Source organism: Calothrix sp. PCC 7507 (genome assembly GCF_000316575.1).
Lineage (GTDB): Bacteria > Cyanobacteriota > Cyanobacteriia > Cyanobacteriales > Nostocaceae > Fortiea.
In genome coordinates, this window is sequence record NC_019682.1 from 6,358,420 (window position 1) to 6,382,445 (window position 24,026).

The window sequence follows — 24,026 nt, forward strand, 5'->3', positions numbered from 1 at the left end:
GCTACACAGACAAAGCCCACCTCCGTGGGCTAAGAGAATTTAACCTGGGTCGGCAGGTTTTGTTTGTGTAGATGCGGTTTCTAACCGCCGATTTAAAGTTAAATTGACTACGCCCCTACAAAGGCATGGTAATTTCTAGAGGAAGAAAATCCGGGCGATGCTAAAGATGGCGGCGCTGAGGGCTGCACTGAGAGGGACTGTAATTAACCAGGCGGCGGCGATGTTTTGAAGGGTGGAGAATTTTATCGACTTGATGTTTTGCACTAGTCCGATACCCACCACACCACCGACGAGGGCGTGGGAGGTGGAGACTGGTAAACCGAGTCGGGAGGCGAGGAGAATTGTGGTGGCGGTGGCGAGTTCTGCACAAAATCCACTACTAGGTTGCAAGGAAATAATATTTTCGCCGATGGTGGCGATGACTTTTTTACCCCAGATGGCTAAACCCCCAACTATGCCGATACCGCCTAGGATTAAAATCCAGATGGGGATGGTGATGCCATTTATGGGTACGTTACCAGTGCGATTGATGTAAACGATCGCCGCTAATGGTGCGATCGCATTTCCTACATCATTAGAACCATGTGCAAAGGCAACAAAGCAAGCACTCAATAGCTGGAAGCGGGCGAATACAGATTCTATGGGACTGGGGACTGGGGATTGGGGATTGGGGATTGGGGATGAGAATAACTGTTTCCAACTGTAGAGAGTTAGTCCAATGGCTGCGACTGCGCCTGTGAATAGGGGAATGTCGTGAGATGGGATGGTTAATCCAACTTCGTTGATGAAAAAATTTGTTAGTGGTTGGGTGAGAGAAGGGAGGACAATGACGCCAAATACTCCCAGCAGGGACACACTTAACCAGGGAATCCACTCTTGTAACTGCGCTACTTGATTTGGTTGTTCTAAAATCCAATGTTTGATTTGACTGTAGAACAAAGCCGCGATCGCCCCGCTGATCAATGGTGTTAAAATCCAGCCGATGGTAATTAAGCCAATGGATGACCAATCAATGGCATCGATTCCTAAAGCTACCCAACTAAATCCTGCGATCGCACCTACTACTGCATGAGATGAGGATACAGGTAAACCCCGTGAGGTGGCAATTTGTAGCCACAGCCCAGACGCTAATAAAACTGTCATCATCCCTATGACTAATGTTTGGGGTATAGCAGCAAATAAAGCCGGATTAGCAACTTTCGTGGCTAGAGTTTCCGTTACCTCATGTCCAAACAACACAGCACCCGCAAACTCCAACACCCCAGCAATAATCAGTGCTTGTTTGAGGGTGACAGCTTTAGAACCAACAGAGGTTCCCATTGCATTTGCAACATCGTTTGCACCGAGGTTAAAGGCGACGTAGAAGGCTAGCAGGGATACTATAGCGAGGGTTATGAGCATTTTGGATCAAGAGTCAAGGGTCAACCCTTCGGCTACGCTCAGGGCAAGGAGTCAAGAGTCAAGGGTCAAAAGTCAAGAGTTATTTTTGCTTGTCTCCCTTCCCTTTTCTCTTTCATCTCTATTATTAGTACAGGTCTGCGGAAATAAAGTAACTATTACAAACCTCCTAAAGGCTGACTATAAAGCTTTCTTCGTTTCATACTTCAGACTTTTTATACTAGGGATAAATCAAAATTTTATAAGTCTCTGCAGTGGGTGCGATCGCCTGATCTACGGCTGCTGATAAATTTTGTAGTGGATAGCGATCGCTAATTAACGCTTCTACATCAATCCGGCGATTAAACACAATATCAGCAGACAGGCTCTGCAGGCGATAGGATGAGCTGTAGCTGCCCATTAAATCAATTTCCCGACGGTAGAGGATGTTGGGATTAATGGGAATTTCTAGTTCATCTGGAAACTCTGCAAAGAACAAAATTTTACCGCCTTTACGGGTGCTATCAAGTGCAGAGAAGAAAGCTTTCTCGCTGGGTACAGCCAATAGGGTGACATCCACACCCATTCCACCAGTTATGGCGTGAATTTTTGCTGTTAAATCGGGATCGCGGGCATCAAAAGCCGCTTCTGCACCGACATTTAAAGCTTTTTCAATTCTAGAGGGGAGGAGGTCAGTAGCGATCGCTTTGCCGCCAAAATACTTCACCAACATCACAAACATTAACCCAATCGGCCCTGCACCAGTCACCAAAACAGTTTGCCCAGGGGCAATTTGGGCTTTTTTCACTGCCTTTAAGCAGCAGTTAGTCGGTTCCACAAAACTGGCTTCTTCAAAAGAAATATCATCGGGAATGGGAATTAGCCCGCCATTTTGCACAATATGACCTGGTACCTTCACATACTCCGCAAACCCGCCGCCACTGGCGTTAAAACCGGCTGTGGTGGAGATATTTTTATAGACATCGCACATAGAATAATTTTCATTTAGGCAATAGGCGCAACGCATACACGGAATATGATGCATCACTGCTACCCGTTGTCCCACTTCCCAGCCTCTTACCTCAGAACCCACATCTGCAATAATCCCAGCCGTTTCATGTCCAAAAATGCGCGGTGGTTCATACAGGGGATAACGAATTTTTTTAATATCTGATTGACACAAACCCACTACCCGCACCTGTACCAGCACTGCATCTGGTTCCAGAGTCGGTACTGGGATCTCTTCGTAGGAAAGTTGATTAACGCCTCTAAATACCTGTGCTTTCACGTTGCTTTCTCACCGCTCAACGTTATTAGATGTAGCACTTACTGGTTAAATTTACGCTATTCTTTTTGAGATTTATGCTGTTTTTGTTTGTAAATGCAGACGAATTTTCGCAACAAACTTTGTTGCTTGATTATTTTTATAGCCTTTCCTAGGCTACTGAAGTACAAATTTATCTGCGTTTATCTGCGTTTAATTATTTTAAAAACAACTGACACAGAGGTAGTCTCAATCATAGAACCCCTCATCTTGCAGAAATTGAGTCATTTCCTGAAGTCCTTGCTGGCGTTCAGTATCCCTTTGCTGTTTATATTTCTTTAAATCCTCAAAAATCACTCGGCGATGGGAACCGACTGTAATGTATGGAATTTCACCCTGTTCTAATAACTTAATCAGATAAGGGCGTGAAACATTGAGATAATTAGCCGCTTGTTGTGTCGTCATTTCCGGCTGTTGGGTAACTACGGTTATAGCGTGACCAGATGCCATTGCGTGGACAACTTTACGTAGCACTTGATACACAGATTCCGGAATGGTAATTTGTTCTCCGTTCGCGACAACTAATTTTGCTGGTGAATCTTCATCTTTGAGTGTGCGTTCTAGTTCCTGGATAGATTGCTTTTCTTGCTCTGGATATGTGACAGGCTCTAGGGATGAATTTTGCTGTAACATAAAATTCCTGGTGACGATGTTTAATAGCAAGCTACCCCCATATATTACACACTACACAAACGCAATAAACGAAAAACATCTTTTCTCAAAAATAGAGGGTAGGATGTCTTCACCAAATCCTACCCTAGAAAAATTTATAAAAATTTATACTATTGTGGTTTTAAGATACTCTTTAGTTGCATCTTAATTGTGGTTGTAAAAATCCCTTAATTGCAGTTTTGGGATTTTTATGCTTGTCGTTCACCACAGATTAGGAGAGGCTATGCAGTTAATTATTACAAGCAGCCCGAGCAATATTTCCAGCGATTGTTCCTTCTGGATATCCGCCGCCATTGGGTAGCCAATCCCATTCATAATAGGGAGATTGTAGATCATATGGCGCACAAGCAGCGATCGCCGCATGTTTTCGCGGATCTCCTTTGGTGGAGAGCCAGAATTTGACATGTCTCCATCCTGAATTAGTTTTGTATTCAGAACGGTTGTCCAAGTCTATCTGATAAATGATTCCCTCCGACTCATTAACGGCTACTGTCACCAGATTTTCAGCAGAAGCAGTGCCTGCAATTCCCAAAATTGAGGACGCAACAAACAAAGAGGTAATTACACTATGCTTAATCATTTTGAGTTCGGTTTTCTCGACTAATTTGTGCTTCAACACAACCAAAAACTATTCCAGAAAACAGGACAAAGTAATTTTCTTGTCTGATGTCAATTGAACTGCAGACAATATAAGACTATTATTTGATTTTTGAAATACACGTAGAAATTAGGACTTACACATTGACAATAAACATCAAATATGTAAGAGGTCAAAAACCATCCGAAAAATAATCCAAAATCCAAAATCCAAAATCTAAAATTGGCATGGTCGAAATCCCAGTGAGGTAAAAAAGTGGTTAATCAGACTTATACAACCGATGTGTTAGTTGTGGGTGGGGGAGTTGGCGGCACAGCTGCGGCTATCCAAGCGGCGCGACGGGGCGTAAACACTATCCTGGTGAGTGAATTTCCTTGGTTGGGAGGAATGCTGACCTCGGCGGGTGTTTCTGTACCCGATGGTAATGAATTAGAAGCCTTTCAGACGGGGTTATGGGGTGCTTTTTTGCGGGAATTACGGCACCGTCAGCCAGGGGGATTAGATCACAGCTGGGTGAGCTTTTTTAGTTTTGATCCGCGGGTTGGGGCAAAGATTTTCGCTGATTGGGTGCAGGAGTTACCAAATCTGCAATGGTTTCAAGGACAAGTGCCTTTAGAGGTGTTGCGTCAGGGAAATTCTGTAACTGGTGTGAGATTTGCCAATTTCACTATTAAAGCCAAGATTATTCTCGACGGCACAGAATTAGGCGATTTATTAGCTTTGGCGGAAATACCTTACCGTTGGGGCTGGGAATTGCAATCGGAATGGGGAGAACCCAGTGCGCCAGAGACTTTCAATTCCCTTACAGAAAAATATCCAGTGCAAGCACCCACTGGAGTAGTCATCATGCAAGATTTTGGTGTAGAAGTCGCCCCAGAAATTCCTCAAGCCCCTCACTATAATCCATCCCTGTTTGCTGGGGCTTGGGATGGCTATGGTGGCGAAACATTTTTGAATTACGGGCGCTTGCCAGGTGGTCGATTTATGATTAATTGGCCGATTTGTGGCAATGACTACGGCGAAGGATTAGGGCGTTTGCTAGATTCAGAGGCATCCAGGGGTGAGTTTATTCAAGAATGCCGCTGGCACAGCCAGAATTTCGCCCATTTTATCCAAAGTCAGCTTGGGCGTCGTTATGGCTTGGCTGAAGAGGTTTTTCCTTTATTGGGGCTGGGAACCGGGCGAGGAGATGGGCGAGGTTTCCTCGCCCCTACTACGTCGGCGTTTGCGCTGCATCCCTATTACCGGGAAAGTCGCCGTTTGGTGGGATTAAATACTGTGCGAGAACAGGATATTTTGCCTGTCACAGGGGGTAGGGTGGCGTCTTTAAATCTCGATACCATTGCTATTGGTAATTACGCTAACGACCACCATTATCCTGGCTTCACATTCCCACTACAACCCAAATCTATCCGCTGGGGGGGACGTTGGACTGGAACTCCCTTTACTATTCCCTACAGTTGCCTTGTTCCTCAGCTGACAGATAATTTCTTAGTCTGTGAAAAGAATATTTCTGTCTCCCATATTGCCAATGGGGCAACGAGATTACAACCTGTGGTTATGGGTATTGGTCAAGCTGCAGGCATGGCGGCGGCGATGTGCGTTGAGTTTAACTGTCAACCAAGGGATTTATCGGTCAGGGCATTGCAAGCAGCTCTACTACAAGATGAGCGATCGCCTACGGCTATTATACCGTTGTTTAACTTAGCACTTAGTGACTCCGAGTGGTTGCCACAGCAAGTCTATTATCTAGACAATCCAGAAGCCTACCCAAAGAACGGCTATAGCTCTTCTTCATCATTGCCTCAGTACTGTCACGTAAATACATATCAGGTGTTAATACGGACATGCGATTGCTTCACAGGCATTTTCCAGCGGCAAGATCAGCAAGATTACAGATTCACTATTACTGCTCCAGAAGCTCATCAAGAACAAACTTGGCAACTTGTAACTAGGCGATCGCAAATTGATGATCAGCTACAAGCTTTACCCCATCAGCAATTGGTAAAAATTTGGGGTCGCCTGAATCCTGCCGGAAATTGGTTAATAGTCGAATATCTCGAAACATAAATAAAATGCTTCATAATAAGTAAAAAAAAGTACTTTTTAAGAAAATATCCGGATGCACTAATAAAAACTCAGTAGTAGTGAATTGGAGAGTTCAAAAATAGACATTCGCTATGCGTGCTGCCATTTCACTTCTAGTATCAAGCCTGGTGTTTGGCTCCTTAGCTTTTAACTACCAAGGCATGGCTAATCAATTATCACGTCAAATGCTTGCCTCTTCTGGTTCTGAAGAGTTACTCTCGGTGAGACCGAAACCGAAACCTAACCAACCAGAAAAACCTGCACCCCATCGCGGTAGCGGACGCCGAGAGTTAATGGAATATTACGGTAATAACCATCTTGCTGTTTAGAAAGCAGGTGGAAAGCCTCCTTGGGAGGTAACAAATCTTGTTGCAGGGTAATTAAAGTACAGTCAGCTAGAGTGTTATGTTGAACATTCTTTACACAACATCTCTAGTAGATATATAACAGTTGACACACGAAAAACCTCAGCATTTGCTCAGTATTTCATCCGTAAGCTCTGTATATCATAACCTGCGTAAACTGTCGCGCCGGGAACCATCAGCCAACAAACTGCTTGTATCCACCGCATCACCAAATCCTCCAGCAACCATTACTTTCGCTTCTAATCCCTGATATCGTTGAAGATGTCAATTCCAGGGTATCTGCTGATAATTTGCATATTTTCCAGGCTAATTAAACAGCCTGAAAGTAGCGCTAGTTTACTGCCACACGGGTTTTCTCAACAGAGATAGTAGTCTGTCGATTTTCAGCCGCTTTTTTCAATGCACACAAAGAACTATAAAGGCTGACGCACCTAATTTACCAATGGTGAGTTAGTCAGCTAAAACACATTGAAATTTCACAATTACTGATGATGAACGTCTTTTATCCTTTGTAAATACAAAAGACAAAGGACTTAATGACTGTCTTCAGCCAAGAATATACAACTGGGGCGCATATTAGTTCATTAATCTAGATTCCAACGACAACAGGCTATTTCTCAGCTTTTGACAAGGTTTTTTCCCGGCTTTTAATGCCGTTGAGGAACATGGGGACAAACTTCTCCATGAAAGCTTGTGGATCACGTTGCCAAGCTCTTTGTGCAGCCTGAATCCTGGTAAACTGCAACTCAGGTGCTAGCAAGGTTTGCGGTAAGCGCTCCATTAAGTATTGGGGACGCTGCCAGAGGGGCATGTTGTTTGCTACTTCTACTAGGTTGACAACGCGCCGCAGTTCTGCACCCAAGGTGATATCCATCCCAGACTCAAAGGCTGCTTGCTCGATGGCGGCATACTTATTTTTGGCTTGGACTACTTTTTGCCGGTGTTCTGGACTCTTATCTGCTAACTGTGCCAGCCAGCGGTTACCCCAACGGACGTGTCCGGCTTCTTCTGGTAAAATTTTGGCGATCGCTTCTCTGATTTTAATATTTTCTGCAGTTTGTGGTGCTTGTTTAAGGGCATGAATATGGGCAGAGAAATACTCACAGCCCCGTTTTTCGGTGATGTTGATAGCTGCGAGAACGGAAATCACAAAATCATCCAAGTTCGTAGCTGGATCTTGGTGTTCGTGGTCGAGTAGCCGTTCAAATTCATCAATATAAGATCCGCCAGGGGGCTTACCGACATTAGCGCCCAATTCCACCAGCAAATCAGTCAACCACATCGCGTGACGTGCTTCATCAGCAACGTGGTGGGACAATTCCCGCACTAGTTCCCGTGGCTGCCCATTGAGTTGTTCTATCAGGTTTGTGAGGTCTTTGCAACTACGTTGCTCACTGTAGCGGTAGCGGTTGAGGGTAATCAGATGAATTTCGCGATCGCGTACTACCTGTTTGAGGATGTCTCTCGCACTCAAAGCATTCTGAAATTTCCGTGGGTAGGTAACTGTCATGGTTTATTAACTTTTATAAAATTTGTGTTTAAATTTTAACGTAATTGACCTGAATTAATACTCAGCGCTCACTATTCTTCATTGCTGCTGCGGCGTTGCGGCAAGACAATCATCCACCCCAAATATTAACTCTTGTTAAGAAATAGCATTTTGTATCTGTTGTTACAGAATATGGTGTTATATTATTATTGTCAGGAAAAAACAATATATAAGTTAAATATTAAGGAGGACAGTGTTATGTCTATTCAAGAAAAATCCCGTGCGATTATGGTGCGTCAATATCAGCAAGTGAAGAATCGTCAACAATCAATGTTGATGCGTGATGCACAACAACTTGGTCTTCCTGAAGAAGCATCCCACTACTGGAACCCAATTCAAGGGAAAATTGACCCGACTACTCGTGCGATCTATGGGCACAGCAACGCCACTATGAGTTAATCGGCGGACTCTTAAGTGATTGAGTCTCAACTGCAAAAATCTCGAAAAAAAAGCCACCCTTCGGGGTGGCAAAAAAATTATTCAGATCCCCGACTTCTTCAAGAAGTCGGGGATCTCGCAGCCCCATAAAATTAATGGGACAGACTACTAGTTAATAAAAATCAGCAATCGTAATAGAGAGCAAATTCGTAAGGATGAGGACGCAACTGCATCTGCTTAACTTCGTTAGTTAGCTTGTAGTCAATCCAGTTTTGGATAAAGTCTTCTGTGAACACACCTGTTTGTGTCAAGAAAGCATGATCATGTTCTAGTGCTGACAATGCTAGTTCCAGAGAACCGGGAGTTGAAGGAATCTTCGCGAGTTCATCTGGAGACAGTTCATAGATATTTCTATCTAAAGGTTCACCGGGATCTATTTGATTCTTGATCCCGTCGATACCAGCACAAAGCATAGCCGCGAATGCTAAATATGGGTTAGAAGTAGCATCCGGACAGCGGAATTCTAAACGCTTGGCTTTAGGGTTATCACCAGATAGGGGAATCCGCACAGAAGCAGAACGATTACCTTGGGAGTAAGCCAAGTTTACTGGTGCTTCATAACCGGGTACAAGACGCTTGTAAGAGTTGGTGGTGGGGTTAGTGATTGCCAACAACGCTGGTGCGTGCTTGAGGATGCCACCAATGTAATGCAACGCCATCTTACTCAACTTAGCGTATTCATTACCGGCAAACAGCGGCTGACCACCTTTCCAGATAGATTGGTGACAGTGCATCCCAGAACCGTTATCACCAAAAATTGGTTTTGGCATGAAGGTAACGGTTTTGCCGTATTTCCTGGCCACGTTCTTGATGACATATTTGTAGGTCATCAGCCAGTCAGCAGCTTCTATCAGCTTACCAAATTTGAAACCTAGTTCGCACTGACCACCAGTCGCAACCTCATGGTGCTGCTTTTCAATGGGTACACCGCAGGCTGCCATTGTTAACAGCATTTCTGTCCGGATATCTTGGAAGCTATCCGTTGGCGGAACTGGGAAGTAACCCTCTTTGAAGCGTGTTTTGTAACCGAGGTTGGGGCTTTCCTTTCTACCTGTGTTCCAACGGCCTTCGACAGAATCTACATGGTAGTAGCCTTCGTTGGCTGTTTGGTCGTAGCGAACATCATCAAAAATGAAGAATTCAGCTTCAGGGCCAAAGAAGGCTGTGTCACCCAGTCCTGTGGAAGCTAGATATTCTACTGCTTTTTGGGCAATAACCCGCGGGCAACGGTTATACCATTCACCTGTGCGGGGTTCCTTAATACTACAAATTATACTTAGAGTTGGCTCTTTCATGAATGGGTCGATCCAGGCAGTATTTGGATCGAGAACCATTGTCATGTCTGATTCTTCGATGCCTTTCCAACCCCGAATGCTAGAACCGTCAAAAGGTACGCCATCAGTGAATGAACTTTCATCGATTTGGTTATGGAACACGGTTAAGTGTTGCCATGTTCCTGGTGTATCGATGAATTTCAGATCAATCATCTGAATTTTTTGGTCTTGAATCTGTTTCAAGACTTCTTGTGGGGTTGTCATTGTTACTCCTTACTCTGCCAATTTTAATTAAAGTCTGACTAGAATCTTCTCAGCCATGTTAACCCTTATGAGCTGAACCCAATTGTGACACTCCTGGAATATCCTAAGGATAGGAGATTAGGCAATTTTGTAGTTTTGGCTACAAATTGTCTGGTTTACAGGTTATGTTAACCTTTCTCGGATTATCTGCACCAAACTGGAAAGATCATCTCATAGGGGTCAACTTTGGCATAAAATCCTTAAGTAGCGGATAGATTGTTTTTGTGCCGAATCTATTTTAGGTGGCACAAGAAATAGATGTACATAAAAGCAGTCAAATAAATATCAAACCACAGATAGTAATGATTGGGAGAAAAAGGGATGCGCGATGCAGTAACAACTTTAATTAAGAATTATGACGTAGCTGGTCGTTATTTTGACCGGAATGCGCTCGACAGCCTCAAGTCTTACTTTGACAGCGGCACGGCGCGAGTGCAAGCAGCGGCGGCGATTAATGCTAATGCAGCTGGAATTGTCAAGCAAGCTGGCTCTAAATTGTTTGAAGAACTACCGGAGTTGATTCGCCCTAGCGGAAATGCTTATACGACTCGTCGTTATGCGGCTTGTCTGCGGGATTTGGATTACTACTTGCGTTACGCTACTTATGCGCTGGTTGCGGGTAACACCAATGTGTTAGATGAGCGAGTGCTGCAAGGGCTGCGGGAAACTTACAATTCTTTAGGTGTACCTATTGGTCCCACGGTTCGCGGTGTGCAAATTATCAAGGATCTGGTAAAGGCACAAGTAGCAGCCGCAGGTGTGGTTAATACTGCTTTTGTGGATGAACCTTTCGACCATATCACCCGTGAGTTGAGCGAGACAGATATTTAGTCCTGTAAAAACAAGTATAAAATATAGCGATCGCCCAACAAGCTGAATGTGCGATCGCTTTTTTATGGTTACAACTAGTAGTCTGTCAGGGTTGAAATGAGGGACTGTAGTGTGAGCGTCTCGCTCACGCGGGCTTTTCGGCCCGCACTACCAAAAACCCCTCAAAACAAAATTGACAAACCACTAGGCGTTGCATCTGAAAGAATAGGTTTAGGTTAAAACTGTGTTTTTAGAGATGTCTTTGACTAATGCCTGCTAAAGACTTATATCACAACGCAGTCATTCAAGCACTTGTAGCAGATGGCTGGACAATAACCAACGATCCCTTATATCTCGCCTATGGAGGTAGGGAACTTTACATAGATATTGGAGCAGAAAAAGTTACTATTGCTGCACAGAGAGGTAATGAAAAAATCGCTGTTGAAATTAAAAGTTTTCTGAATCCTTCTCCTGTAATACCTATTTTGTATGAAGATGCACATAATAATACCCCCCTGTAGTCCCCCCTTGGTAAGGGGGGGACGGCGATAGCCGGGGGGTGAATTATATGCAGCTTCACAAAGAAACGGTATAAGTGATCTCCAGGAAGCTGTAGGACAGTATGAAATTTATCGCACTGTGCTTAAAGAAGTAGAACCAAAACGCCAACTTTATTTAGCAGTTCCCAAGCGAGTGTATGAAGGTATATTTTCTGAACGCTTTGGTCAATTAATTCTGAATACCATAGGAATAAACCTGATTGTTTTTGACGAGCAGCTAAAGAGGGTTATCAAATGGATAAGCTAGTCCGGTATCGTGAGATTATTCGTCAGTTGATATTTGACTATGCTAGTCACAAACCTGCTAATGGTCAAATAGAGACAGAAGCTGTTATTGACTCAGAGCGAGATCACTATGAAGTCATACATGTCGGCTGGGATGGAGTGCGCCGCGTACATAGTTCTGTAGTGCATATAGATATCATCAGTGATAAAGTGTGGATTCAATATGATGGGACTTCTCTTCCTGTAGCAGAAGCATTATTAGAAGCTGGTATTCCGCGTCAAGATATTGTCTTGGGTTTCCATCCTGCGGAACTCCGTCAATACACCGATTTTGCTGTATCTTGATTATCTTTATGTCGTGTATTGACAAAGCATAAAAGAAGCAAGCAGATGCTTGAGGCGCTGATTATGGGGTTTAATTTTGCCAGGAGAATCAAGTTAATTGCCTAAACAACGACTGGATACACTATTAGTAGAATTAGGTTTATGTGCTTCTCGGGCTTTAGCACAACGGCTAATTCAGGCTGGGGAAGTGAGTGTGAATCACATGGTGGTTGATAAAGCTGGGACAGAAATTGATATTTCAGCACAAATCAAGATTAAAGAGCGATCGCGCTTTGTTTCTCGTGGCGGTGAAAAACTTATTAAAGCTTTAGAAATCTTTGCAATTCCTGTAGATGGACGTATTTGTCTGGATGGTGGTATTTCTACAGGGGGCTTTACTGATTGTTTGCTACAAGCCGGCGCTAAACAAGTTTATGGTATCGATGTCGGTTATGGGCAAGTTGACTGGCGATTGCGAAATGATCCCCGAGTGATTTTGCGAGAACGCACCAACTTACGCCAGCTAAAGCCAGAGGAACTGTATGTTGAGGGCGATCCTATCCCTGATTTGGCAGTGGTAGATGTGTCGTTTATTTCTTTGACTAAGATTTTACCTGCTTTGTGGCAACTGACACAACCTCCCAGAGAAGCAGTTTTGTTAGTTAAACCACAGTTTGAAGTAGGGAAATCTCGTGTGGGGAAAAAAGGCGTGGTACGCGATCCTCATGACCAAGCTAACGCGATTTTCCAGGTGTTGCAAGCCGCTCAAGTATTAGGATGGAAATACAAGGGACTGACTTGGTCTCCGATTACTGGGCCTGCGGGAAATATCGAATATCTCTTGTGGTTGGGAATGGAAAGTGAGACAATACCACTCGATTTAGCAGCGATTTGGCAAATAACGAAACCAGTAGTTCAGTTGTTACTGAAAAATTAATTTTATAGGAGATTTGAACGAAGATGAGTAATCAATTTGATTTATCATCTCTCCATGAACAAGATTATGAATTATGGCTGAAATCTACAATCAACCAGTTGCGACAACGTAATTTTGATGATGTAGATATTGATTTATTAATAGAAGAAATAGAGGAAATGGGTGGTAGTTTAAAAGATGCTTTAGAAAATAATTTAATTGTAGTCTTAGCTCATCTACTCAAATGGAAATATCAACCCGATTATCGTTCAGGAAGTTGGCGGGCTAGTATTAAAGAACATCGTCGCCGCATTAATAAATCTCTGCAAAAACATCCTAGTTTGAAGAAATATTACGAGAGTATCTGGCAAGATTGTTATCTTCCTGCTTTAGATTGGGCGGTTGCAGAAACCGGGTTATCACCTGATATTTTTCCTCAACAATGTCCATTTACTTCTCAACAGCTAATAGATAGCGAATTTTTACCTGATTAAATTCCTTTTGGGAAGTCAAATGTCCAGAGTCAAAACATCAGGGCTAAAAAAAATTGGGTGGAGATTTCCACCCCACGCATTTTTTTCAAACGTCGTAGATTAAACACTCGATCGCTTCTGGATGTTGTTCGCAGTAGTATTCTAGAGGGGTTTTGCGTTTTTTTGCTTGCTGTTGGTGCGCTTTTTCCGCTTGCAATTCTTCCACAATATCCCAAGATACAGCACAATCAGCGGAATTATTGCCGTGGCGATCGCATGTGGTGCGGGCTTCGGTAATAGCTGCTAAAATTGCTTCCTCAAGAGTTTTAGTCCCGTTTTGATAGGCGGTGACAGCGGCTTGGACTACTTCTAGATTTGTGGACATAATACTTTCACCTCTGCGTATTAAAATAGGGCAGAACTCAGATGATGAGCGTCTAGATTAGATAAACACTCTTTAGGATTGTTGACTGTTGACTGTTATCAGATATAGGCTAAGGTTTGGTTTCGCTATCGCTAATTCGTAATTAAAATGGGTTCAAGTCACCACTGACTATCAATACAAATTACGAATTTCTTTGATATAGCTAATCAAAAGAATGCAGTAATCAACTGATCTTCGATGATATCAAGAGTCTTTCAAGCCTGTTCTCTGTTATAGATAAATGCTCAGAAGAATTTGCTCAACTCTAATACAACGCGAGTTCGATGAACCTCTCCCCAACCCCTCTCCGTCTCGGAGAGGGGCTTCAATATCCTGAGTTGGGCACAAAAAATTAGGGTTTTTAAGCCTCTCCCCGAAGCGGGGAGAGGTTTGGAGAGGGGTTATTTGGAATCTGTCGAACTCACGTTAATACACATAGGGTAACAAAGAAGAATTGAGATTTTAGTTATTCTCAATACTTTCTATCTCTTGATTTTTGAGGGCGGGGAAACCCCGTCCCTACAGGCTTTGTGATTTAAAACTGTATTTCACTGATCTGAAAATCGCTATACGTAGTACGTAGTAGCATATTATCCCCTCTAGAGTGAAGACGATGGGCGATCGCTCTCAACTCTAGCTACGCCATACAACAAGATTTTTTGTGCAGATTTTTTGTATATATGCTTATAATGCAAGCAAGTACTTACACGTGCAAGTAAGCGCTTGCATAGATATTAAATTGCATGGAGAAATTGGTTTCCAGAGCAGCGCAGACTAGGGCGCGATTAATAGAGGCCGCAACGGAGGTGTTTTCCACTGCGGGGTTATCTGGGGCCACAACGCGGGAGATTGCGCGGGTTGCTGGGGTTAACGAGGTAACTCTGTTTCGCCATTTCCATAACAAAGAGCAATTACTCGCTGCTGTCATTCAGCAAGCTACATCTTTACAAGCAGAAGCTTTAGCCCATCAGGACGAGTGGACTCAAAACCTACACATCGACCTGATGCATTATGCCAAGCTTTGTAGTCAGATGATGGTAGAACATGAAGCTCTAATTCGGACATTTATTGGAGAAGCCAAGCGACATCCTGAAGCTGCCCGTTTGATTGTATATCAGACTAACAAAACATTGCGTGAACAGTTGGTTGCTTATTTAAAAAAAGGTCAAGAGAAGGGTACGGTACGCCTAGATGTCAATTTAAATGCCTCTGTAGATAGTTTCTGTGGCATGTTGCTGCATGGGATGCTGCGTTTGAGTGATACCCCTGACATACTGGGCTATGGTCGCGAAGAATACATTGAAACTTGTGTTGATATGTTCGTGCGCGGTATTAGCACTTGTCAAATAAATGAATGATCAGGGCATAGAGTCGCGTTTTCTCTCTGCGCTAAAACAAGGGTTTGTACGCTACCTCAAAGTCTTAAAAAATACATTAAAAATGGCTGAAATATAATTTAGCTCCAGTTCTTTCAGCCAAAAACAGGTTATCTAGGTCTGAGTTGAAAAAGTGAGAAAACGAAGATGTCCCATTCTGAGTTCCCTGAGTCCACTGTTCCCGTTGAAACAGAACAGCCTGCGATCGCTGATACCAGTCAGGCTCAACAAGAAAATTCCCACTTTGAAAAAGAACAACAATTCATACCCAATCTTAAAGAACGTTGGCGGCTGATTTTAGGACTCATCCTGATAATTGGCAGTCTTGGTCTTGGCTGGCGCTGGTGGCAAACTAGCTCGGCTAGTAACGCCCGCGCAGGTGCTGGTGCAATGGCTGGTCAACCGAAGGGAATTCCTGTCAAACTAGCGACTATGGAGACAGGAAGTGTCCAGGAAGCGTCGGAGTTCGTCGGCTCTTTGGAAGCGCCACGCTCGGTGACACTCAAACCACAGATTGAAGGACGAGTCACCGAGATTGTGGTTAAAGAGGGCGATCGCATCCAGCAAGGGCAAGTTATGGTACGTCTGCAAAGTGATGATGCCCAAGCCCAGCTATCACAAGCCAAAGCAGCGCTAGAAACCTCCCGCGCCAAGCTGGCTGAACTCAAAGCCGGTACTCGCAAAGAAGAAATTGCCCAAGCAAGAGCCAAATTAACCCAAGCCCAAGCTCAACTCACAAATGCCCAAGGCGGGGCGCGTCCAGAAGAAGTTGCCCAAGTAGAAGCTCAAATCGAAGCGGCAAAATCTGATCTGGAACTAGCACAGTCACGAGCCAAGCGGTACCAAAGTTTAAGAACAGAAGGTGCGGTTTCTCAAGATCAACTAGAAGGTTATCTCAAAGAACAGCGTAGTTCAGAAGCCAGACTCCAAGAAGCCCAGCGCCGACTAGATCAAGTCCGCAAAAGTAGAGGCTCTGATATTAATCAGTTAGCGGCGGCTGTGGAACAAGAAAAACAAAATCTCAAGCAATTGGAGAATGGCCCTCGTCAAGAAGAAATTGCCCAAGCGCGATCGCAAGTAACCGAAGCCGCAGCTCTAGTTCGTGCTAACCAAGTCAAACTGCAATACACAAACATTCTTGCTCCTTTCACCGGCATTGTTGGTGATATACCGGTAAAGGTCGGAGATTATGTAGATAAAGGAGACGAACTTACCACACTCACCAAAAATGACTCTTTAGAACTGAATTTATCCATCCCCGTCAACCAAGCTAAACAATTGCGTGTGGGTTTACCAGTGCAAATGCTAGATGCTCAAGGTAAACCCGGCGCTACAGGTAGAGTGAGTTTTATCTCCCCAAATGCCAGCGCAGATTCACAGACAATTTTGGCTAAAGCCACCTTTAGTAACTCTGGTGGGCAACTGCTCAATCGTCAGTTAGTCAGAGCCAAAGTGATTTGGGAAGAACGTCCAGGGATTCTCATCCCTGTGACAGCAGTATCTCGCTTAGGTGGGGAGAATTTTGTGTTTGTGGCACAACCACCAGAAAAACCCCAACCCGGAATGCCCGCCTTGGTAGCGGTGCAAAAGCCGGTGAAATTGGGCGCTATTGAGGGCAGTAATTATCAAGTAATTGAAGGACTAAAAGCTGGTGAAAAAGTCATTGTTTCCGGCATTCTTAACCTGACTAATGGCGCACCTATAGTTCCTGAAACTGAAGCACCGGCAGGAAAGAAGCCCTAATCAATCCTGGCTTTGGGTAAAAATATAGAGTTTTTCAACGCAGAGGGGCGCAAAGTTGAGCGCAGAGGTACGCAGAGTTTTTTTGAGTTGACACTTTTGCGTTCTTCTTTTGGGCTGACTCTGCGGGAAACTGACCTTCAGACGCCTCTATTCCCCATTCCCTATTCCCCATCCCCAATTCTTTATGTTTGTTGATTTTTTTATTAAGCGACCAGTATTTGCTTCGGTCTGTGGTGTGATTATCCTCTTATTAGGATTAATTAGCATTCCTACACTGCCGATCGCTCGTTTTCCAGATATTACTCCTACTCAAATCAGCGTTACTGCCAATTACAGCGGCGCGAGTGCGGAAGTTGTCGAAAGTGGGGTAACAAACATCCTAGAGCGGCAAATCAACGGCATCGAAGGTCTGAGATATATGACCTCTAGTAGCAGTAACGATGGTGGAACTACCATTACAGCAACCTTTGATTCATCGCGAAATAAAGATATTGCTGCCGTCGATGTGCAAAACCGTGTTTCCGTCGCTCAACCACAATTACCTGATATTGTGCAGCGCACGGGGGTGAAGGTTTCTAAGCAGTCTAGCAGTATTCTTTTAGGAATTGGTTTGTTTGCTGAAAATAAAAAGTATGACAATATATTCTTGAGCAACTACGCCGACCTTTACATCGCAGATGCTTTAAAAAGAGTTAAAGGTGTTAGCGACGTGCGGATTTTTGGTGAACGCCGCTATGCAATGCGCTTGTGGTTAGACCCAAATCGCCTTGCTAGTCGGGGGTTAACAACTGATGATGTGACTAACGCCCTCGCTGAACAAAACTTGCAAGTTGGGGCTGGGAGAATCGGTCAAGAACCTGCAGCACCGGGACAAACATATCAAATTGACGTGCGTGCTTCTAGTCGATTGACAGAAGCAGCAGAATTTAACGAAATTGTTTTAAAAACTGAGAATGATGGCACATTAGTCAAATTAAAAGATGTAGGTAGAGCAGAACTAGGGGCAGAAAACTATAATACATTTCTGCGATTTCGTGCCAACGAAGCTGTAGGTTTGGGAATTTATCAAGTTCCTGGTAGTAATGCTTTGGATGTGGGCAAAGGAGTCAAGGCCGAAATAGCAAAATTAGCTCCGAGTTTTCCCCCAGGTCTAAAATATCAGATAGCTTTTGACACAACCGCTTTTGTAGAAGAGTCTTTAGCAGAAGTGTTTAAGAGTTTGATAGAAGCGGTAGTGCTGGTAGTGATTGTGATTTTTGTGTTTTTGCAGAATTGGCGAACCACTCTAATTCCCGCAATTGTCATTCCACTATCGCTAATTGGGACGTTTATTTTCATCAAAGCTTTTAACTTTTCGATGAATAGTTTGACCTTGTTTGGTCTAACTTTGGGGTCGGGGATGGTGGTAGATGATGCAATCATCATCGTCGAACAAATCAGCCGCTTTATTCAGGGTAAAGGGATGAATCCCCGCCGGGCGGCTAGTGAATCAATGGCGGAACTGTTTGGGGCGGTGATTGCAACTTCACTGGTGCTGATGGCGGTGTTTGTACCGGTCGCCTTCTTTCCGGGAACCACAGGGGCGCTTTATCAACAGTTTGCGCTGACGATCGCCTTCTCGATCGGTATTTCTACTTTTTTAGCAGTTACCCTCACACCTTCTTTGTGTGCTATGCTGCTACGTCCAGGACAAAATCCTCCTAGATGGATTAGTTGGTTCTTTGACCTAATTAATCGGTTTCTCGATTGGGCAACAAGGGGATATGAGCGATCGCTGACTTTTCTCGTCCGCATCAAAAGCATCGTCATTGGGCTATTTATCGTCTCATTAGGACTGACTGCTTGGTTATATGTCTCAGTCCCTACAGCCTTTTTACCAGACGAAGACGAAGGTTATTTCTTGACCATTATTCAAGGGCCACAAGGCGTTTCGCTGCAATATACCAGCGACGTTATGGCCAAGGTAGAAAAAGAAATCCTCCAACTTCCAGAGGTTTTAGGAACCTTCGCTGTGGGCGGCTTCGGTTTCAGTGGAAGCACTGCCAATAGCGGTATCGTATTTACCACTTTAAAACCTTGGGATGAGCGCTCAAGACCCGATCAATCAGCCAAAGCAATTATCGGTAAATTACAAGGAAAATTATTAGCCATCCCAGAAGCCAGGGTTTTTCCTGTAAATCCCCCACCCATTCAAGGTTTAGGCAACTTTGGCGGCTTTGTATTTCAACTCCAAGACCGCAGAGGTACTAGTGGTTTAGAAAATCTGGTGCAGTCAATGGGTCAAATGCTGGGGCGCGCCAATCAAACGCCGGGATTACAAGCTGTATTTAGTACCTTTGCGGCCGATACACCACAACTGCTAGTAGAAGTAGACCGCAACAAAGCCAAGTCACTGCAAGTTAGCATCAATGATATCTTCAATACCCTACAAACTGCTTTGGGTTCAAGATATGTGAATGATTTCAATCTCCAGCAGCGGAATTACCGGGTGTATGTGCAAGCTGATCAACAGTTTCGCTCCAATCCCAAAGATATTGGTCAGCTATTTGTGCGTTCTCAAAAGAATCAAATGATTCCCTTGAGTAACCTAGTCAAGATTACTCCCACAGTGGGAGCGCAAACAATTAATCACTACAATCTGTTCCGCGCCATTGAAATTAATGGTTCTGCTGCTCCCGGTTCTAGTTCTGGAGACGCAATTAAGGCTATGGAGCAGTTAGCCAAAGAAGTTTTACCACCTGGTTATGGTTATGAATGGTCAGGAACGGCTTTAGAAGAAATAGATTCTGGCAGTTTAGCACCTTTGATTTTTGGTTTAGGTTTGGTTTTTGTCTTTTTAGTATTAGCAGCTCAATACGAAAACTACGTAGACCCCATCATCATCCTCCTTTCAGTTCCCTTAGCCATTTTTGGCGCACTTATAGCTCAATCAATGCGGGGTTTTGCTAATGATGTTTATTGTCAAATCGGTCTAGTAATGTTGATTGGATTAGCTAGTAAGAATGCGATTTTAATTGTGGAATTTGCTAACCAATTACGAGAACAAGGAATGGGGATGACAAAGGCAGTGATCACAGCTTCTCAAGAGCGCTTACGACCAATTTTGATGACTGCATTTGCTACTCTATTAGGGATTTTCCCCTTAGCTAATGCCTCAGGTGCAGGAGCAGGAAGTCGCCAATCTTTGGGAACAGCAGTATTTGGTGGTATGTTCGTCGCTACTTTCTTGAGTTTGTTTGTCGTGCCAATTTTGTATATTGTCATTAAGTCAACTACCGATCGCTTGTTCAAATTAAATCAACATCCACAACTGCAAACAGATTCAGTTGCTTTGGATAGCAATAATAATTCCCATGCCGCAGAAACTGACCATGAAGTATCCCGCTTTTAAATCAGTGAACAGTTATAGCAGTTTGCAGATCAGTGAGGTACAAGTTTAAATCACAAAGCCTGTAGATACTGTCTTGATTCGTCAAGAGGCATGAGCGAGATAATCAGGGTCAAAAGGCTTTTGGGATTTTAAAATCGCAAAAGCAAAATGCAAGAGCTTACGCATAACAGCACCAAGGACTTGCATTTTGACCTTGCCACGGTCAAGTAATCGCTGTGCAAATAATTTCAGCAAAGGATTATGGCGCATAGCAGCGACAGCAGGCATATAAAGTGCCTTTCGGAGTCGGGCATTGCCAATTCGCGATAAGTGAGACTTAGCTTGTACCGAAGAACCACTAGAACGTTCTTGGGGAGTTAAGCCAGCATGAGCAGCTAACTGGCGAGCGTTGCGGTATTGTTCAAGACAACCGATTTCGGTTAACAGCACAGCCGCAGTCTGCTCACCAATACCAGGGATTGAGGTTAAAAGGTCGCGCTTGGCCTTCAAATCAGGATGGCGCTCAAAGTGGTCGTGAATCAGTTGTTTCACCTGGACAATCAGCTGTTTTAACTGCTCTAAATGAGACTCAATTAAAGCGGCAACAGTGGGTGTGGCAGTTTCTAACCGATTCTGCTCCTGTTGGTACATGTCCGTGAGCGATTCTAAACGACGAAGGAGCGCTTGAAGCTCTTTCACCTCAACTGGTAAAGGAGTCCAAAGTTCTGGGGCAATCGCCAGACAAAAACGCGCAATCACTGCGGCATCTACTTTGTCCGTCTTAGTACGAAGTAGTTCGCTCTTGGCAAATCCTTTAATGCGGGATGGATTGACCACACTGACTTTGTGACCATTCTCCACTAAAAACTCTGCCAATGCTTCGCCATAGGTGCTTGTCGCTTCCATGCAGCCATGAACTTGAGTCGCTCCTTGTTTGGAGAGCCAATTTTTCAGGACAAGAAAACCTTCTGGATTGTTTTTAAAGACTTTGGATTTTGTGGTTTGGTTCTCCAGTATCAAAGTCACATGAAAATCTTTTTTACTGATATCGATACCGAGAACTATTTTTGACATGAGACATTTCCTCCACAGTTAATTTCTACAATAGAAGAACTGATGAATTGCATCTACTATCCTTGTGAATGCAGACTTTCCCAATATTTGGGGTCTAAGATACTGTCCAGTTTCTACAATTCAATTCGATTTCACCGATACAGGTTGCCAATCTACGTGACAGACTTTTGTATAGTCAAAGGGGCGGGGCAGCTTGACCTGGTATTACCAGTCCTCCAAAAAGAATTGTGTCGTTAAACTAGTACAGGCAACATTTAAGTTTTTTGAACTGCATTCTCAAGTCAAGTCTTTGCTCTACATCACAGTGAAAGCTATTTACTCGGTTCCTTGGGATCTTCTATTTAAGATACAAGGGGCGGGGAAACCCCCATTGGTGTCAACTTAAGCAAAATCGGCGGTTATAAACCGCACGCCAGTCGCCTCAAGTCGGGAAACCCGCCCACGGCGCTGGCTCGGCTACACAGACAAAACCTGCCTCCGCAGGTTAAACAACCTTAATTTGACCTTAGTCCGCGGAGGCGGACTTCTCTGCGAGACGCTACGCGAACGCCTGTCTAGCCGCGAATTCTATTCGCCAGGTCTTAAGTTGACACAGGTGGGAAACCCCGCCCTCCCTTGTATTGCATCTGACGATCGCACAAGCACGAGAAAAAATTTGAGAGTGATGTGTTCGTTAACCTTGGGATCAGTCCTAGGGTAGGTTTTCACCCTTTCATCAATAGAAGTTATCGTTTTAACAAGTAAAGATATTTGTATTTATCAGTTGAAAGCCGTAGATTAAAAACCATGAGGACAAACGAAAAGATACACAAAGAGGTGCAAGATGAATCCCTTAAAAACCGTATTAGCAAGCCGTGTTGATGCCAAAGTAGCCCAAAAGCCATTAGTAGCAATCCAAACCACCACAGATGAATTAACTTCTGGACAGAGGCTCGCTGATAAACTGGCAAATCAAGTTGGTTCTTGGAAATTTCTCATTTGCCAAAGCACCATTTTGGCAGGGTGGGTGGGGATAAACTTAATGCCTGGGGTTCCCCACTGGGATGAGTCACCATTCATGATGCTCAACTTAGTATTTTCATTCGCTTCAGCTTATACAGCCCCAGTTGTCTTAATGAGTCAGAACCGCCAGTCTGATACTGACCGTAGAAACGCCGAAATTGACCATTTAGTGAATTTGCGATCTGGACAAAATATTGAACTACTCCATGAAAAATTGGATGAGTTGCACGCACAACAGCTAACAGAACTGACTCAAATAGTCAAAGAACAACAGCGAGTCCTCCATGAACTAAGAGTAAGTTTAGTTCCTGTCTCTAAAGAAAATAAAGAGTTGAAAGTAAGTTTGTTACCAGGAATGAATTTAACAACTAGCAGTCAATTACCAAGAGAAGTTACTGCTAACAAACATGTGAAAACTGAGCAGCCAATTGGCGACAACAGCAAAGTGATCGATAAAATCATGCGTCGCTAAGATTGTGCCAAGAAAACTACTGCGATCGCCCCGATAGAATGAGAGTCTGAATGTTAATTTATTCGCTGCATTGCATTATTGAGTCAAGCTCTCGCTCTGCATCTGGATATCCTTTAAGTATTTTGAAAATAAAATATTGTCTGGGGTTCAAATAATATCACAGAGTGAAATTATACATGTTTCCTTGAATCCCCCTCAAGCTCGATGCAAAACTAATTCGCCAGATATTTGTAGACACACACCAACACTAGGTCAAACAACTACTAGTGTGAAGATTTAGGAGAGATAGAAATGAACGAACTCGTCACCGCAATACCCACAGGAATCACAGCTTTTACCGCCACAAATTTGGATGATTTAGTTATCCTCACGCTGTTGTTTTCCCAGGTAAATGCGACTTTCCGTCATCGTCACATTGTAATTGGTCAGTATCTAGGTTTCAGTACTCTGGTCGTTGCTAGCTTAGTTGGTTTTCTGGGAGGCTTGGTCTTACCACCTCATTTAGTTGGTCTTTTAGGTCTAGTACCCATCACTGTTGGACTAAATCGTCTGCTGAATCCAGAAAGTGATTCGTCATCAGACGCAGACACAGAAACAGATTTATCTCATTCTTCTATTTTCACTAACTTTCTATCACCTCAAACCTGTAGTGTGGCAGCTGTGACTATTGCCAATGGCAGTGATAATGTCAGTATTTATATGCCATTGTTTGCTAACACTAATATCTCTAGCTTACTGGTGATTATTGCAGTCTTCTTATCACTAGTTGGGGTTTGGTGCTACGTAACTTATAAGTTGACTTGTCAACCTGCAATTTCTAATATTTTAACTCGCTATGGCAACAATCTTGTTCCCTTTGTGTTAATAGGCTTGGGTATATTTATTATTCTAGACAGTGCCTCTTTAAATCCAATTGCCTTAGTAGCTAGCTGCTTGTGTTTGATGGGACTTGTAAAACTGTATGCAATCAACGGGCAAGCAGCAACATCTTCTGGTGTAGACTTACGAGGTTAGTCATAACAAATTTGCAAAAAGAATGATTGTAGGGGCGGGGTTTCCCCGCCCCTAATGTGTGTTTCCCCGCCCTTTATTTGACGAAAATCCCTTCATCTTAACTCTAGATAAAGTATAGGAATCCGGTTTGATTATTGAAAAAATTCCGTACACTTTAATCTTAAGTGTAGGGTGGGCATTGCCCACCAAAACCCGGATGTGGTGGGCAATGCCCAACGCCACTCCTCTCAACGCGGGAAACCCGCGCACGAGGGT

22 protein-coding genes are annotated in these 24,026 nt (G+C 43.7%); 14 read left to right on the top strand and 8 right to left on the bottom strand.

All coding sequences use genetic code 11. From position 1 onward, the window contains the following. Window positions 1–135: 135 nt before the first annotated feature. The 4 genes from CAL7507_RS27275 to CAL7507_RS27290 form a co-directional block, all read right to left on the bottom strand. On the bottom strand, window positions 136–1,401 hold the full coding sequence (locus tag CAL7507_RS27275; RefSeq protein WP_015131717.1) for an inorganic phosphate transporter: 1,266 nt from the start codon (window positions 1,399–1,401) through the stop codon (window positions 136–138). A 217-nt stretch (window positions 1,402–1,618) separates the two neighbouring features. After that, window positions 1,619–2,665 (bottom strand): zinc-dependent dehydrogenase, encoded by a 1,047-nt coding sequence (locus CAL7507_RS27280; protein WP_015131718.1) that lies wholly within the window; start codon window positions 2,663–2,665, stop codon window positions 1,619–1,621. Window positions 2,666–2,890: 225 nt separating this feature from the next. After that, on the bottom strand, window positions 2,891–3,334 hold the full coding sequence (locus CAL7507_RS27285) for a helix-turn-helix domain-containing protein (protein ID WP_015131719.1): 444 nt from the start codon (window positions 3,332–3,334) through the stop codon (window positions 2,891–2,893). A 268-nt stretch (window positions 3,335–3,602) separates the two neighbouring features. Next, window positions 3,603–3,992, bottom strand: a complete 390-nt coding sequence (locus CAL7507_RS27290) for a hypothetical protein (RefSeq protein WP_015131720.1) — start codon at window positions 3,990–3,992, stop codon at window positions 3,603–3,605. A gap of 234 nt (window positions 3,993–4,226) precedes the next feature. On the opposite strand from CAL7507_RS27290, the gene CAL7507_RS27295 reads away from it, so the two are divergent. Both CAL7507_RS27295 and patX read left to right on the top strand, forming a co-directional pair. Beyond that, window positions 4,227–6,041, top strand: a complete 1,815-nt coding sequence (locus tag CAL7507_RS27295) for an FAD-dependent oxidoreductase (protein ID WP_015131721.1) — start codon at window positions 4,227–4,229, stop codon at window positions 6,039–6,041. Between the two features lie 110 nt (window positions 6,042–6,151). Continuing rightward, window positions 6,152–6,388, top strand: a complete 237-nt coding sequence (patX, locus tag CAL7507_RS27300; RefSeq protein WP_015131722.1) for a heterocyst-inhibiting protein PatX — start codon at window positions 6,152–6,154, stop codon at window positions 6,386–6,388. A 646-nt stretch (window positions 6,389–7,034) separates the two neighbouring features. Here patX and CAL7507_RS27305 read toward each other — a convergent pair. Further along, window positions 7,035–7,934, bottom strand: a complete 900-nt coding sequence (locus CAL7507_RS27305) for a ferritin-like domain-containing protein (protein ID WP_015131723.1) — start codon at window positions 7,932–7,934, stop codon at window positions 7,035–7,037. 237 nt (window positions 7,935–8,171) lie between these two features. On the opposite strand from CAL7507_RS27305, the gene CAL7507_RS27310 reads away from it, so the two are divergent. Next, the gene (locus CAL7507_RS27310; RefSeq protein WP_015131724.1) at window positions 8,172–8,372 is read left to right on the top strand and encodes a hypothetical protein; all 201 of its coding nucleotides are present in this window, start codon (window positions 8,172–8,174) and stop codon (window positions 8,370–8,372) included. Between the two features lie 161 nt (window positions 8,373–8,533). Here the strand turns inward: CAL7507_RS27310 and glnA are convergent, their stop codons facing one another. Continuing rightward, a complete protein-coding gene (gene glnA, locus CAL7507_RS27315) occupies window positions 8,534–9,949 on the bottom strand; it encodes a type I glutamate--ammonia ligase (protein WP_015131725.1) in 1,416 nt (471 codons plus the stop codon). Window positions 9,950–10,309: 360 nt separating this feature from the next. Here glnA and apcB point away from each other — a divergent pair, with 360 nt between their 5' ends. The 6 genes from apcB (at window position 10,310) to CAL7507_RS27345 (ending at window position 13,317) form a co-directional block, all read left to right on the top strand. Beyond that, a complete protein-coding gene (gene apcB, locus CAL7507_RS27320; protein ID WP_015131726.1) occupies window positions 10,310–10,819 on the top strand; it encodes an allophycocyanin subunit beta in 510 nt (169 codons plus the stop codon). A 248-nt stretch (window positions 10,820–11,067) separates the two neighbouring features. Then, a complete protein-coding gene (locus CAL7507_RS33535; RefSeq protein WP_015131728.1) occupies window positions 11,068–11,319 on the top strand; it encodes an element excision factor XisH family protein in 252 nt (83 codons plus the stop codon). Between the two features lie 70 nt (window positions 11,320–11,389). Further along, a complete protein-coding gene (locus CAL7507_RS33740) occupies window positions 11,390–11,605 on the top strand; it encodes an element excision factor XisH family protein (protein ID WP_083862928.1) in 216 nt (71 codons plus the stop codon). Continuing rightward, a complete protein-coding gene (locus CAL7507_RS27335) occupies window positions 11,593–11,928 on the top strand; it encodes a XisI protein (RefSeq protein WP_015131729.1) in 336 nt (111 codons plus the stop codon). Before CAL7507_RS33740 ends, CAL7507_RS27335 begins: the two co-directional genes overlap by 13 nt. A gap of 97 nt (window positions 11,929–12,025) precedes the next feature. Beyond that, on the top strand, window positions 12,026–12,844 hold the full coding sequence (locus tag CAL7507_RS27340) for a TlyA family RNA methyltransferase (protein ID WP_015131730.1): 819 nt from the start codon (window positions 12,026–12,028) through the stop codon (window positions 12,842–12,844). A gap of 23 nt (window positions 12,845–12,867) precedes the next feature. Continuing rightward, a complete protein-coding gene (locus tag CAL7507_RS27345; RefSeq protein ID WP_015131731.1) occupies window positions 12,868–13,317 on the top strand; it encodes a DUF29 domain-containing protein in 450 nt (149 codons plus the stop codon). Between the two features lie 85 nt (window positions 13,318–13,402). Here the strand turns inward: CAL7507_RS27345 and CAL7507_RS27350 are convergent, their stop codons facing one another. Then, window positions 13,403–13,681 carry a Calvin cycle protein CP12 gene (locus CAL7507_RS27350; RefSeq protein WP_015131732.1) on the bottom strand — a complete coding sequence of 93 codons (279 nt, stop codon included), beginning with the start codon at window positions 13,679–13,681 and terminating at the stop codon, window positions 13,403–13,405. Window positions 13,682–14,463: 782 nt separating this feature from the next. On the opposite strand from CAL7507_RS27350, the gene CAL7507_RS27355 reads away from it, so the two are divergent. The 3 genes from CAL7507_RS27355 (at window position 14,464) to CAL7507_RS27365 (ending at window position 20,230) form a co-directional block, all read left to right on the top strand. Continuing rightward, window positions 14,464–15,078 carry a TetR/AcrR family transcriptional regulator gene (locus CAL7507_RS27355; protein ID WP_015131733.1) on the top strand — a complete coding sequence of 205 codons (615 nt, stop codon included), beginning with the start codon at window positions 14,464–14,466 and terminating at the stop codon, window positions 15,076–15,078. Between the two features lie 165 nt (window positions 15,079–15,243). Then, on the top strand, window positions 15,244–16,839 hold the full coding sequence (locus CAL7507_RS27360; protein WP_015131734.1) for an efflux RND transporter periplasmic adaptor subunit: 1,596 nt from the start codon (window positions 15,244–15,246) through the stop codon (window positions 16,837–16,839). 184 nt (window positions 16,840–17,023) lie between these two features. Next, window positions 17,024–20,230, top strand: coding sequence for an efflux RND transporter permease subunit (locus tag CAL7507_RS27365; protein WP_015131735.1), 3,207 nt, complete (start codon window positions 17,024–17,026; stop codon window positions 20,228–20,230). Window positions 20,231–20,311: 81 nt separating this feature from the next. Here the strand turns inward: CAL7507_RS27365 and CAL7507_RS27370 are convergent, their stop codons facing one another. After that, window positions 20,312–21,283, bottom strand: a complete 972-nt coding sequence (locus tag CAL7507_RS27370) for an IS110 family transposase (protein ID WP_015131435.1) — start codon at window positions 21,281–21,283, stop codon at window positions 20,312–20,314. An 823-nt stretch (window positions 21,284–22,106) separates the two neighbouring features. Here CAL7507_RS27370 and CAL7507_RS27375 point away from each other — a divergent pair. Beyond that, window positions 22,107–22,757, top strand: coding sequence for a DUF1003 domain-containing protein (locus CAL7507_RS27375; protein WP_015131736.1), 651 nt, complete (start codon window positions 22,107–22,109; stop codon window positions 22,755–22,757). 291 nt (window positions 22,758–23,048) lie between these two features. Beyond that, entirely contained in the window at window positions 23,049–23,771 is a 723-nt protein-coding gene (locus CAL7507_RS27380) for a cadmium resistance transporter (protein WP_015131737.1), read from the top strand. Window positions 23,772–24,026 lie beyond the last annotated feature (255 nt).